Origin of the sequence: Ruegeria denitrificans, from assembly GCF_001458295.1 — a bacterium.
GTDB lineage: Bacteria > Pseudomonadota > Alphaproteobacteria > Rhodobacterales > Rhodobacteraceae > Ruegeria > Ruegeria denitrificans.
The window spans coordinates 222021-234817 of record NZ_CYUD01000004.1 but is presented as its reverse complement, the minus strand read 5'-3'; the positions used below and the strand labels follow the sequence as shown (position 1 = coordinate 234817).

The window sequence follows — 12797 nt, the reverse complement described above, 5'->3', positions numbered from 1 at the left end:
CTAGATGATACGCCGCATAAGCCAGACGCGTCCAGTCAACACTGCGCCAGCCAGCTGGTCCACTTGGCCTTGGCGCGATCTGTGTAGGCCTTATAGCGATCCTTGCGGCCACGCCGGCCACCCTTGAGCCCGTCGACTGGCCGGAACAGGCCGAAATTGACGTTCATAGGCTGGAAAGTCTTGGCTTCGGCCCCACCAGTGATGTGATGGATAAGAGCACCCATGGCGCTGTCCTGTGGGACCTCCGGCAGAGTATGGCCCAAAATCTCGGTCGCGGCCAAACGACCGGCTAACAGACCCATGGCGGCGCTTTCAACGTAGCCCTCAACCCCGGTGATCTGTCCAGCGAAGCGGATATTCGGTTTCGATTTCAAACGCATCTGTGCATCAAGCAAGGTCGGTGAATTGATGAACGTATTGCGGTGGATACCGCCCAATCGCGCAAAGCTGGCGTTTTCCAGACCGGGGATCATGCGGAACACTTCGGTTTGCGCGCCGTATTTCATCTTGGTTTGGAAGCCGACGATATTGAACAGGGTGCCAAGCGCATTGTCGCGACGCAATTGCACCACCGCATGCGGCTTAGTGTCTGGCTGGTGAGGATTGGTCAGACCGACCGGTTTCATCGGGCCATGGCGCAGCGTTTCGCGCCCGCGTTCCGACATCACCTCGATCGGCAGGCAGCCGTCGAAATATCCCGCCGTTTCGCCTTCGTGAAACTCGGTCTTGTCGGCAGCCAGCAGGGCGTCAATGAAGGCCTCGTACTGATCGCGGTCCATCGGGCAGTTCAGATATGCGGTACGCTCTTCCTCGGTCTCGCCTTTGTCGTAACGTGACTGCATCCAGGCTTTGCTCATGTCGATGCTGTCTGCATAGACGATGGGCGCAATGGCATCGAAAAAGGCCAGCGACTCGGCGCCGGTTTCGGTGCGGATGGACTCGCCTAAAGCAGCAGAAGTCAAAGGTCCTGTGGCAAAGATCCAATGGCCGTCGTCGGGTAGGGCGGTAATCTCTTCTCCGGTAACTTCAACACGCGGATGGGCCTGAAGCTTGGCGGTGACTGCCTCGGCAAATGGATCACGGTCCACGGCCAACGCACCGCCAGCGGGCAAGCGGTATGCGTCAGCGGTTGTCATGATCAGACCATTCGCGGCGCGCATTTCCCAGTGCAGCAGACCAACAGCGTTCTGTTCATCATCGTCCGATCGGAATGAGTTCGAACACACCATCTCGGCCAGATTGCCGGTCTGATGTGCAAAGGTGCCCACTTTGGGCCGCATTTCGTGGATTACCACATCTACGCCCATTTCCGCCGCCTGCCAGGCAGCCTCGGACCCGGCCATGCCGCCGCCCACGATATGCAGTTTTTGTGTCATGCGCTGCCACATAGGGCAGAGCACCGCACAACGCAACACAGGCCGCTTGGATTAGGAAACTAAGGGGATCTTGGGGTCGCCGCTGCGGGAATGTCGACGCCGGTGAGAGAAACCAGCTTGGAGGGACCTTCCGCCCACGGCGACCCAAAAGTGTAACCAGAGCCTAAGCTCTGTCCCAGCTTTGCCACAGTGTCGCCCTTTTGGGAAGTGCAAAATTACGAACAATCGTAAAAATTGTTGACAATAATCGCCTTATTGGTGCCAGTTTGGCGGCCTTTTTTCGATAAATGCAGATATGCCTTCTTCGGTATCCCGGTGCAGCATATTCTGTGCCATTACGTCTCCGGTATAGTCGTAAGCCTGTTCGATGGGCATTTCCAACTGTTTGTAGAAGGCCTGTTTGCCGATTTTCACGGCCGAACCCAGCTTGTCCGCAAGCCGGTCCGCAAGCGCCGCAGTTTCATGTTCCAATAGCATTTCGGGCACGACACGATTGATCAGCCCCAGTTCGGCCGCGGTTTCAGCCGAGATAAAGTCGCCGGTTGTCAGCATCTCGAACGCACGTTTACGGGGGATATTCCGGCTGAGGGCAACCATCGGTGTCGAGCAGAACAAACCGATATTCACTCCGTTCACGCCAAACCGCGTGCCTTCTGCCGCAACGGCCAGATCGCAGGTGGCAACCAGCTGACAGCCCGCCGCCGTGGCAATCCCGTGGACCTGTGCGATGACCGGCTGGGGCAGGGACCGGATCGACAGCATCATTTGCGCGCACCTGGCGAAAAGGTCCTGGAAATAGGCCTTGCCACCATCATCAGCCTGACGTCCGGCTGTCATCTGTTTCAGGTCATGGCCTGCGCAAAACGCCTTACCTTCACCTCGCAGGATCACTGCCCGGATCGATCCGTCCTCGCTCAGACTATCAAACTCTAATTGAAGGGCGGCCAGCATCTCATCACTGAGAGCATTCAAACGATCAGGTGCATTCAATTTCAGCGTGGCGACTGCACCTGTGTCGTTACGTTCCAGAATTGCCATCTTGCCCTCCGTTGCAATGTTGGGCCAACTCTAGGTCGGCAAATCGAGGAGGGGAAGCATGTCATTGGCTATGAGCCGGGAAGACCTGATGGAATACCTAAGGCAAATCTTCCCACAGGTGCATCGGGATTTCGTTGTGGAAGCATTGGACGAAGAGTCGATTGTGATGCGTCTGGTTGTCGAGGACCGGCATTTGCGTCCGGGAGGCACAGTTTCCGGGCCGTCCATGTTCGGGCTGGCGGATGTCAGCGTCTATGCGATGATCCTGGCGCGTAAGGGGCGGCAATCTCTGGCCGTCACCACCAATAGTTCGTTGGATTTTCTGCGAAAGCCCGAAGGTGGCAAAGATATGATCGCCAAATGCCGGTTATTGAAACTGGGCCGCAGCCTGGCTGTTGGGGATGTGCTGATATACTCCGAATGGTCTGACAAACCCGCCGCACGCGCCACTATGACGTATTCACTGCCGCCCGAAGGGTCTGCAGCGGCAGCATTCGGATAAAAAAGGCCGGGCAAAGCCCGGCCAGGAAGAGGTCCCGTCAAGGGACTGGGGAAATATCAGCCCTGCCAGAATGGGCGGGTGAATTCCTGACGCGCCTGATACCTTGTCAGGCCGACATCCTTCAGAAGCCTGTCATCCAGCTTGGACAAATTGACTCGACTGCGGCGTTGACGCTCCCATTTCGTGACCGTCGCCGCAAACCGCACGGCCAGCGCGGCGATCAGCGGCAGCCGGGGGCTGTCGTTTAGCAGCATGAGGGCGGGGTTGTGCATTGAGCGTGTCATCAGGGTATCCTTTCAAATTGTATTGACACAAAGTTAAAGTGTTCGGTATATCTGTTTGATACATTCTGGATTGTGTCAAAATCAAAGGAAGAATTGTAATGGATACAATTTGGCCTGAATCGCTGCCGAAATCCAAGGGACCGAAATATACTCTGGTCGCTGATACAATCAGAAAAGCAATTGATAACAGTTTGCTGGAGGTCGGTACGAAGCTGCCTCCGGTGCGGGAACTGGCGTATCGGTTACAAATCACACCCGGCACCGTTGCGCGGGCCTATACTATTTTAACTGATGAAGGCCTATTACATGCCGAGGTCGGGCGTGGTACATTTGTCGCTCCGCCAAAATCGCCAATCCTGGACGATGTCTGGGCACGGCAGTTGCATCTGCAAGACGACAAGTACAACGCCAATGTCAGCCTGTTCAGCCCGCGATTGGCGGATGTAGGACAGGTCACCTTGATCCGGGAATGTATGCAGAAAGTGGCCCAGGCGGATCCGGGTCTGTTTTTGAATTACCCGACGAGGGATGCCTATCAACCCATGCGGCAAGCCGTGGTGGACTGGCTGTCTGACCTGCCTTTGGGCGCGTTGACGCATGACGACATTGTACTGACACACGGGGGTCAGAATGGGTTGTGCCTTGTGTTCCAAACCATCCTGCGCGGGACAAAGCCGGTCGTTTTGGTCGAGGACCTCTCCTATGCCGGGTTCCGCCGAGCCGGAGAGTTGATGCGCGCCGATGTTATTGGCGTGAAAATGGACAAGTGGGGCGTTGACCCCTCCGCAATGGAGCACGTTTTACGCCAGACACCTGCGCAGGCCGTCTGCGTTTCGCCCGAAGTTCAAAATCCAACTGGCACACATACTCCGCTAGAGCGTCGGAAAGAGATCGTCGAGGTGGCTCGCCGCTTTGACCTGCAAATCATCGAGGACGATTGCTATCGCATGGGCGACGCGCGCGAGCCCAGTTTTCGGGCTTTGGCGCCTGAGCGGGGATGGCATGTATCTTCGATCTCGAAAACCCTGACACCTGCGCTGCGTGTAGGGTTTGCCATTGCCCCGCGCGAGCGGAGCGTGGACCTGCGACGTTCGGCCGAATACGGGTATTTCGGTTTGGCGCAACCGTTGGCCGAACTGACCCGTTTGCTGCTGTCTGACCCACGTACACTGCAGATTGCCAAGGATGTTCGGAATCGTATGGGCGAATATGTTCGGGTTGCAGTGAATGCTTTAGGCGGATTTGATTTGAACTGGGCTCCGGATGTGCCGTTTGTCTGGCTGAACCTGCCTTCCGGCTGGCGTGCCGCTGCCTTTAGCCGTGCAGCCGAGCGCGAAGGGATACAACTCCGCTCTGCAGATGAGTTCGCGCTGAGGGACGGACGAGCCCCGAATGCGGTGCGTATCGCCATGAACGGACATGTGTCACTGGAACGGTTTGAGGATGCGATGCAGCGGTTGCGGCGACTGCTGGATAATCCTCCTGAGCAAATCAGTGTCTGATCCTTCAGGTCAACGGGGCTGGATCACCGAAGAATCCGGCCAAATAGGAGATTTTTCCGTCGCCATCCAAACGAACAAAGTCGTGGCCTGAAACAACGATAACGCCATCCGGACCGATCATGTGCCAGGTGAAATGGACAACATCGTGATGGTTGGACGGATTGCTCGTCAGCTCAATGCGCCCGCCAGAGTTTTTCAGAACCTTGCCAATATGATCGCACAGGTTCGTGCGGCTATGTACCTCTGCGGTTGGGTCGACATAGCGCCCGTTTTCGGCGAAGCACTTTGTTAAAAGCACAAGGCGTTTCTCAGGGTCGGTCTCTTGCCAGGATGCGCCGTAGTCAGCGATGGTTTGTTGCCACTCCATATTGTCTGTGCTCCTTCCGTCAGATCTGCATATTTTATATAGCGGGCCGGGCGTGGCAGGCGCAAAGGGTCTAAATGATGGGGTAAAATAATACCTATTTTTTAACCTATTGATATTACGTAATTTAAAAGCGTTCACTGTTGTTGACCTGCGCTGCAGAGGCCTCTAAATACGCTCCATCGAATTCGGGCCGCTCTGTCTTTGGGCGGTCTTTCACATCAAACAGGACTATCCTGCCATGAAAACCTTTTCTGCAACACCTGCAGACATCGACAAGAAATGGATCCTGATCGACGCCGAGGGCGTTGTTCTTGGCCGTCTTGCCTCGATCGTCGCCATGCGCCTGCGTGGCAAGCACAAAGCGTCGTTCACTCCGAACATGGACATGGGCGACAATGTCATCGTGATCAACGCTGACAAAATCCAGATGACCGGCAAGAAGCGTGAAGAAAACTTCTACTGGCACACTGGCCATCCGGGCGGCATCAAATCGCGCACCAAGCAGCAGATCCTCGAGGGTGCGCACCCCGAGCGCGTCGTGACCCAAGCGGTCAAGCGCATGCTGCCGGGCAACCGCTTGTCGCGTCAGGTTATGACCAACCTGCGCGTTTATGCCGGTGCCGAGCATCCCCACGAGGCGCAAGCGCCCGAAGTTCTGGATGTTGCATCCATGAACAAGAAAAACACCCGGAGCTAATGACCATGGCTGATCAGATCAATACTCTCGAAGAGCTGAGCGCCGTTGCAGGCGTTGAGGTTGTGGCCGAAGAAGTCATCGTGCGTGAACCCGTACGTGACGAATTGGGTCGTTCTTATGCCACCGGCAAGCGTAAAGACGCTGTTGCCCGCGTTTGGATCAAGCCGGGCTCCGGCAAGGTCACCGTGAACGGCAAGGACCAGGACAAATACTTCGCTCGTCCCGTACTGCAGCTGATCCTGCGCCAGCCGTTCCAGGTTGCCGGCGTAGAAGGTGAATTCGATGTTGTCGCAACCGTCAAAGGCGGTGGCCTGACCGGTCAGGCCGGTGCGGTCAAGCACGGCATCTCGAAAGCGCTGCAACTGTACGATCCGTCGCTGCGTGGTGCTTTGAAAGCTGCTGGCTTCCTGACCCGCGACAGCCGCGTTGTGGAACGTAAGAAATACGGTAAGCGCAAAGCGCGTCGTTCGTTCCAGTTCTCGAAGCGTTAATCGCTACGGACTACGAATTTCAGACGGTCGCAAGAAATTGCGGCCGTTTTCTTTTGGGCCATCGACCTAGGTCCAAAACAAACGTGAAGGTTACTTCGCGATGTCTAATGCTCAGCCTTTTGATGCAAGGCATTCTCGGCGAAACTAATAAACCTATTCCTGATCTGATTGATCTTGCGCCGGTTCAAAAAACGAAACCAACGGCGGACGGGAATAATCTGCTTACATCCAAAACTGTCGATCCAAACCCACCGGCCAGACCCGTCTGAAAACGTCTGATAAACGATGTTTCCAGTGTTTTTATTGCTGATGAGGACCTGTTCTTCGATCAACATGTCGAAGTGCTTATTCAACGAAGCCAAATGGTGATGCGTGAGGTGTCCACTTTTGGCCAGTTCTTTTAGACATGGCGACAGCTGCCCATCGGGTTCGGAAATCCGTTCATAGACTAGGGCAATGCCGATATCGGTTTGAACCACACCGCGAACCTCGCAAACTGGGATGGGTTCATTCCTGTTTTGGTAGCGAACCATAAGGTCAAAAGACTCGTGAAACTCTCGCATAAACCCTTTGTAAACCGTGGAGCGCCGAAAGTTCCGATCAAACCAAGAGTCCGTCTTGAGGTTGGACCCGCCATCGGTCGTATGTGGCTGAGGGATTTTCAGAAGCGTATTCGGTTCGTGAGGATGCTGGTAAACAAATTGTCGGTTACCCTGAGCAATCACCTCAGAGTTTTTCAGGTTCAATAAGTTTTCGATTCGAGCCGTTGTCATTCGGGGAAATTATAACATTATTGTGATAGCGCAAGCCGAGCCAGAGCCTAGCTGTTCAACCTGAAAAAACAGGCGGCTTCCCTAGTTCATTGAAGTTGAAGATTGAAACTTAAGTTGTTGTAGAAGATGCTGTTTTTGAAAACTGGGTTTAGGAGATCTTATCCTAAGGCGTGATGATTACTTTCCCGTCTATCTTCTTCAGCGCTTCAGTTAAATTTCCAACCACATCCCGTAAGGACAGCTTCTCTGAAATGTCGGTTTTCCAGCGCCCATCAGAGAAACGAGCCTGAACCTCGGCCACAACCCGCGCCTGATCTGCAGGTGATGTGCTTGTTAACCAATTGGTCAGCCAGAACCCTTCGATCTGCTTGCCCATAAAGATCAACTGACCTGTCTGAGTCAGGGTTGGAAGCTCGTTGCTGAGCTTGCCATAGGAAATCCAACGCGCCCGGTTGGGCATGGCACAGAATATCTGTTCGGAGAGTTGGTCGGCCACAGCGTCCAAAAACACGCGGGGTTTCAGCTCTTGGCTGACTTTTGCAAAGGATTGCAGCACGTTCGGGTCGGTGGTCAACAGCACCTCGACTGCGCCAGAATCCCTTAGCATATCCAGCGCTTCGGGACGTCGGACCAAGGCGATGGGTTTCAGACCAAGATCACGACCGAGACGACACATCAGCTTGCCCAACTGGCTGGTCGCGGCTGAAACGACAAACGCATCCCCGTCAGCGCGGGCAATGTCGACCATTGCCATGGCCGTCAGCGGGTTTACGATCTGGCCTGCACCATCTTCGTCGGAGATTTCGGGGCGCAGCGGAATGCACATAATGGCTGGAGCCAGAACGTATTCCGCCCAGGCACCAGATCCCGCTGTTACAAAGGCAACGCGCTGATCTTGCAAGGCTTCAGCACCGGTCCCCGTTGCAACGACATCGCCGCAACCTTCAAAACCCGCTGCGGCACCCTTGACGCGCGGCTGCCCATATTCGCCTTTGATAAAATGGAGGTCGGACGGATTGACCGAGGCCGCGCGCAGTTTGATCAGAACCTGCCCGGGCCCGGGTTGAGGAACGGGTAGCTCTGCCTCGGCCAGCCAATCCCCAACGTTGTCGATATAGGGGCCAGTCGCCTCACCGGAATATCCGTCCTGCACCAGAGTGATTGCGAACATGGTTGGGGGCAGGGTGGTCATGGTCGTTCCTTCTGGTCGAACGGATCAAGAATTGTCAGCGGAACGCAGCCACAACCGGCTACTTGTGAAGAGCAGTAGCTGTACTAGGCTTGTGCCACGGAGAATCTGATTCAACCAAATGAAATAGAACGCGTCAATTGATGCATCGCATGACGTGGATAGAACGAGGGTCACGTCAAAAGGGGCGGGCCACCCAAAAAATGGGCAGCCCGTTTGGTTCACTGTCCTGACAGCAGGTCGCGTAGCTCTTGGAGCTTCGTCGCGAGCGTTTCTGGCGATGCTTTGATATCGTCCATAATTTGAATGGCCTGTGTCTTCAGGTCCTGCGCGAGGTCGCTTTCCTGAATTGAAGCAATCATTGTGTCATAGTCGAAATTCTCAAGGGTCAGCGCACCGTCTTCAATCCAAGAATTCAGCAAATCCTGTCCTTGGTTTGTCAGCGCGGCAACTTGGTCTCCAGCCTGATTGGCCAAATCGGTGGCAGTTTCGCTTGCCTGATCTGCAGCTTCCGATGCCTGTTCTGCGATCGACGATGCAGCCTCGTTGGCTTGCTCTGTCACAGAGCCGGCGGCTTCATTGACGGCGTCAGACGCGTCTTCAGCAGCCGATTGCAATTGTTCGGCGGGTGTGGGGTCTGGTTGTGTCGTATAGTAATAAATTCCGGCGCCTGCGGCAGCGATGACCACGGCCAATATGATAGTACGCGACATGTCTCTCTCCTTTGGAAAATGTGTCGCCGAGATGGGTTAACGCTAATGGGAATCAAAGGGGAAATCCCGGAAGTTCTTTTCAAATCCGTGGATTGAGCCATGCTATGCCTATCGGCCGAGGGTGGGTGGCAATAACACGCCGCTGCGTATTAAAATGCCTTGCCCATGAGTTCGGTGCTTGGCTTCCTGGCGAACCCAAGACAGAAGTAGGGCCCGTTTCCGGTTGGCGAATGGGTAAGCGCGCGGCATACATCCAGACGTTTAAAATGAGCGATTTGCTTCTATTTATTGGCATTGTCGACGCAATCAACGTCAGAAAAGACATTATAGTATGACATGTTTGGGAAACGCATGCTGTTTTGTCGCAACCCTGCGCTGGGGCGCTCTGCGTGCAAAAAGGGTTTTTTAGGGGAAGGTTAGTGGCGGTGAGACAGGGATTCGAACCCTGGTTGGGCTTGCACCCACAACGGTTTTCGAGACCGTTTTCGACATCAAAAGAGAAGCCCGCATACCAAAAAAACAAGGGTTATGTAGCGGCAAAATAGGCAGGTTCGGCACAAAAAGCGGGTCGCGGTGTCATAAGAAAGCGTCTTAGTCATTTGAGATGAGTGAACTTCTAATTAGTTACCGAAACCTCATTGAGGTTCTGAAGGGCGGAAAGCAGAAGTTCGCTGCGACTGCAACGCAGTTGATTTGAAACAGAACCAAAGTTCTTTGTCTTGTGTGCCTCTCCGCTGTCAAATGCGATAGAAGCGTTTTGATGTGCCATGGAACACGCCATCTTGGTTTGAGCTCGGGATCAGGTCCTGGTACCGGGAAACAACCTCGCCGTAAGTTGAAGTGAGGCTGTCGACCGGAAAATTCGATCCGAACATGCAGCGATCGGCGCCAAACTGAGACAAGCAGGTCGAAATGATGGGCGCGACGCTGTCAGCGCTCCAGTTGTGATCGAACATTCCGAGGCCAGAGAGTTTGCAATTGACCTGCGGCAAGCTTGACAATGCCGTCAAATTATCTGCCCAACTTTGCAGCCCTTGCGGTGTCCGGTCATGTGGCGAACCCGCGTGACACAGGGCTATTTGCGTTTCCAGAGCTTGCGCAAGAATATCTGCAGCTTGTTCCATTAGTTCTGGCAGCAATTGAAGGTCAAAGGAGAGGCCGCGGTTGCCCAATTGCTGCAGACCAGCCAAAAACGCGGGGTCTTTAAGCAGGGCGTTTGTGCCAGTTGACGCATCTTCACCCGGAGCTCGTCCAATTATCTGACGAACGCCACGCACAGAAGGCAGGGTTTGCAGACGGTCGAGATGTTCGTCCAGATCTCTGGCGGTCAAATCGCAGAAAGCCACTTGCACCAACGGCCAGTCAGGGAACTGTTCTGCTACCGATTGCACCCATTGTGCTTCGGCCCAGGGATCAGCAGCACCGACCTGAATGTGTACCGAAGCGCCGACGCCAACGGCCTCGGCATCTGCGCGAAATTCTGGCAACAAGTAGTCCCGCTGGATAGAAGCCGGGTCGCCAAAAAAACGAGTGATGCCTTTCTCCATGAGCCAGGGGTAGGTCACTGCAGAGAGATCCCACAGGTGGTGATGCGCATCTATCTTCATGGTGTTTCAATCCCTGTGGTGCGTGCCAGAATATCAACACCTTGCCCATTCCAGAAGTGGAGCAGGTCGATGAAGATCCAGTTCTCGGCCAGTTTGTCACCAGCGCGGCGATAGATGTCGATCACCCTGAACTCGCCCGTTTTATCAGTGGCAGGCATACCCATGAACCCTCCCGTAGGAGTAACCGTGAAGTTGGGCCAACCAAAGAAGCCGCCATAATGACCTTCGGCCAGGCGGCAGACATGATTGGTCTTGGATCGATCTTTGAAAGCCGTGCGGAACGGTCCAGAGTGTTGGTTGGCATAGCGTTCTATCGTGTAAGTTGCGCCGATCCCCTCGGGACCCCACCAAATCATGTTCTGGTGCCAGGTTCGGGCCAATTCATCCTCAAGCGACACTCCGCTGTCCCATTGGCCGAGATCCGAGATCATCGCATTGATGACCGCCAGCGTCTTCTCGCCTTCTTCAACGGATTGTTCGTTCAACAACAGGCCGTCATGGGGCATTGGTCCAGGTTGCACCAGATGCGCCGCTGTTTGGGGAGGAAACGGGTTCTGTCCGGCTTGAACCATCAGGTGCGGTATGTCGAAGTACATTGCCGTCTCGACAATCCTATCACCGGTGACTCTGTGGAACGCGCAATATCGTAGGAATGCCAACTTACTGGTTGGTCGAATACCCAACCAAGGTCGGTCGAACAAGCCCATCAAATGCCCCATGGACACGACCCAAACGTCAGCCTCGTTACGCAACGAGTTTTGTCCTGCAAACAAGATATCCACACGGTTCTGCATATGGGTAAGGCTGCCCTTTAGAGGTTGCCAGAATTGCCGCGCAACCTGTTCAGCACCGCTGATTTCGTTGAATGGATGAAAGCCGCGCCACTGCAGGTCTGGAGCACAGAATTGGCTCATGACCTTGGGGGATTCTTGTTCTGTCGCGGAATCCAGGGCGGTGTGGAACGCGGAGATCAGTTTTTTTTCTGTCTGAAAGTTCACGGTTTTTGCCATTGTAATCAGGGTTTTACGAGAGGCGCGAGGCCGGTGTGAGTCGGGTATTTTTTGTAGTTTTGCATACGTATGCAAAAAAGTCTTGCCTGATTTGATATATGCGAATTACAGTTTTGCAAGCGTATGCAAAATGATTCCTTGCGGGGGGGGGGCACCATGGCGGAAATTCAATTGCGGAACGTCGGCAAGCGATGGGGCTCATTCGTTGGGGTCCACAATTTCGACCTGACGATCGCGGATCGCGAGTTTCTGGTGCTGCTCGGCCCGTCGGGCTGCGGCAAGACCACCACGATGCGCATGATTGCCGGTCTCGAGGACGTGACCGAGGGCGAAATCCTGGTTGACGGCAAGGTGGTCAACGATCTTGAGCCCAAGGACCGCGACGTTGCGATGGTGTTCCAGAGCTACGCGCTCTATCCCAATATGAACGTCTATGAAAACATCCGATTTCCGCTGAAAGTGCGCGGTATCGACCCGACGACCCATGACGATAAGGTGCGCAGCGCCAGCGCGATGGTCGAACTGGACGATTTCCTGCACCGGAAGCCTGCCGAGTTGTCGGGTGGTCAGCGGCAACGCGTGGCGCTGGCCCGCGCCATTGTACGCGAGCCGAATGTGTTCCTGATGGACGAGCCGCTGTCAAATCTGGATGCCAAGCTAAGGGTTTCGACCCGGGCGCAGATCAAGAATCTTAGCCATGAATTGGCTGTCACCACCATTTACGTGACCCATGACCAGATCGAAGCCATGACGCTGGCCGACCGTGTTGTGGTGATGAAACAGGGCGTGGTTCAGCAAGTCGGAAGTCCGACCGAAATATATGACCGGCCTGCGAATACTTTTGTGGCCAGCTTTATCGGCTCGCCCGCAATGAACTTGATGGACGGCGAGGTATCGGGCGGCGTTTTCCGCGCCGAGCACGTCGAAATTTCGGTCGATGCACCGGACGGCCCGATGACGCTGGGCTTTAGGGCCGAGGATGCCAGTCTTGCCGAAGGAAATGGCCAGATTACCGCACCGATCTACACGCTGGAACTGTTGGGCGACGCGACCATGATCTCGGTCCGGGTCGGTGGAGCGCTGGTTTCGGTTAAAGCCGACAAAGCCTTCCGCGCCGAGATTGGAGAACCGGTCTCATTCTCAGTGCCCAAAGAAATCTGTCACCTTTTCGAAGCGGAAAGCGGTGCGCGGATCGGGGAACTACCCCACTAACAGCCCAAACGGGCTTAACACCGGTCCGGACGTCGA

At 54.9% G+C, this 12797-nt stretch carries 14 protein-coding genes; 5 read left to right on the top strand and 9 right to left on the bottom strand.

What is annotated here, in order from left to right; genetic code table 11:
* Positions 1–35 precede the first annotated feature (35 nt).
* The gene (gene trmFO, locus RUE5091_RS07805; RefSeq protein WP_058281470.1) at positions 36–1376 is read right to left on the bottom strand and encodes a methylenetetrahydrofolate--tRNA-(uracil(54)-C(5))-methyltransferase (FADH(2)-oxidizing) TrmFO; all 1341 of its coding nucleotides are present in this window, start codon (positions 1374–1376) and stop codon (positions 36–38) included.
* Between the two features lie 252 nt (positions 1377–1628).
* Positions 1629–2414 (bottom strand): enoyl-CoA hydratase, encoded by a 786-nt coding sequence (locus RUE5091_RS07800; protein WP_058281328.1) that lies wholly within the window; start codon positions 2412–2414, stop codon positions 1629–1631.
* A gap of 58 nt (positions 2415–2472) precedes the next feature.
* On the opposite strand from RUE5091_RS07800, the gene RUE5091_RS07795 reads away from it, so the two are divergent.
* Positions 2473–2916: a PaaI family thioesterase gene (locus tag RUE5091_RS07795; RefSeq protein ID WP_058281327.1), complete on the top strand. Its 444-nt coding sequence runs from the start codon at positions 2473–2475 to the stop codon at positions 2914–2916.
* Between the two features lie 56 nt (positions 2917–2972).
* Here the strand turns inward: RUE5091_RS07795 and RUE5091_RS07790 are convergent, their stop codons facing one another.
* Entirely contained in the window at positions 2973–3200 is a 228-nt protein-coding gene (locus RUE5091_RS07790; protein ID WP_058281326.1) for a DUF1127 domain-containing protein, read from the bottom strand.
* A gap of 98 nt (positions 3201–3298) precedes the next feature.
* Between RUE5091_RS07790 and RUE5091_RS07785 the strand changes: the two genes are divergently transcribed.
* Complete coding sequence (locus tag RUE5091_RS07785) at positions 3299–4702, top strand: aminotransferase-like domain-containing protein (protein ID WP_058281325.1); 1404 nt, start codon at positions 3299–3301, stop codon at positions 4700–4702.
* Between the two features lie 4 nt (positions 4703–4706).
* Here RUE5091_RS07785 and RUE5091_RS07780 read toward each other — a convergent pair whose 3' ends face one another.
* Complete coding sequence (locus tag RUE5091_RS07780; RefSeq protein ID WP_058281324.1) at positions 4707–5069, bottom strand: nuclear transport factor 2 family protein; 363 nt, start codon at positions 5067–5069, stop codon at positions 4707–4709.
* Positions 5070–5307: 238 nt separating this feature from the next.
* On the opposite strand from RUE5091_RS07780, the gene rplM reads away from it, so the two are divergent.
* Together rplM and rpsI are read left to right on the top strand one after the other, a co-directional pair.
* Positions 5308–5766 carry a 50S ribosomal protein L13 gene (rplM, locus tag RUE5091_RS07775; protein WP_058281323.1) on the top strand — a complete coding sequence of 153 codons (459 nt, stop codon included), beginning with the start codon at positions 5308–5310 and terminating at the stop codon, positions 5764–5766.
* 5 nt (positions 5767–5771) lie between these two features.
* A complete protein-coding gene (rpsI, locus tag RUE5091_RS07770; protein WP_058271904.1) occupies positions 5772–6257 on the top strand; it encodes a 30S ribosomal protein S9 in 486 nt (161 codons plus the stop codon).
* A 104-nt stretch (positions 6258–6361) separates the two neighbouring features.
* Here rpsI and RUE5091_RS07765 read toward each other — a convergent pair whose 3' ends face one another.
* The 5 genes from RUE5091_RS07765 to RUE5091_RS07745 form a co-directional block, all read right to left on the bottom strand.
* Positions 6362–7003, bottom strand: coding sequence for a YrbL family protein (locus tag RUE5091_RS07765; RefSeq protein ID WP_165590760.1), 642 nt, complete (start codon positions 7001–7003; stop codon positions 6362–6364).
* Between the two features lie 190 nt (positions 7004–7193).
* Positions 7194–8222: an alcohol dehydrogenase catalytic domain-containing protein gene (locus RUE5091_RS07760; RefSeq protein ID WP_058281321.1), complete on the bottom strand. Its 1029-nt coding sequence runs from the start codon at positions 8220–8222 to the stop codon at positions 7194–7196.
* A gap of 218 nt (positions 8223–8440) precedes the next feature.
* Positions 8441–8932: a hypothetical protein gene (locus RUE5091_RS07755; RefSeq protein WP_058281320.1), complete on the bottom strand. Its 492-nt coding sequence runs from the start codon at positions 8930–8932 to the stop codon at positions 8441–8443.
* A gap of 737 nt (positions 8933–9669) precedes the next feature.
* A complete protein-coding gene (locus tag RUE5091_RS07750) occupies positions 9670–10539 on the bottom strand; it encodes an amidohydrolase family protein (RefSeq protein ID WP_058281319.1) in 870 nt (289 codons plus the stop codon).
* Positions 10536–11549, bottom strand: coding sequence for a nuclear transport factor 2 family protein (locus RUE5091_RS07745; protein ID WP_058281318.1), 1014 nt, complete (start codon positions 11547–11549; stop codon positions 10536–10538). The genes RUE5091_RS07750 and RUE5091_RS07745 overlap by 4 nt, the downstream gene beginning before the upstream one ends.
* A gap of 156 nt (positions 11550–11705) precedes the next feature.
* Between RUE5091_RS07745 and RUE5091_RS07740 the strand changes: the two genes are divergently transcribed.
* Positions 11706–12761 (top strand): ABC transporter ATP-binding protein, encoded by a 1056-nt coding sequence (locus RUE5091_RS07740; protein WP_058281469.1) that lies wholly within the window; start codon positions 11706–11708, stop codon positions 12759–12761.
* The last annotated feature ends 36 nt before the right edge of the window (positions 12762–12797 follow it).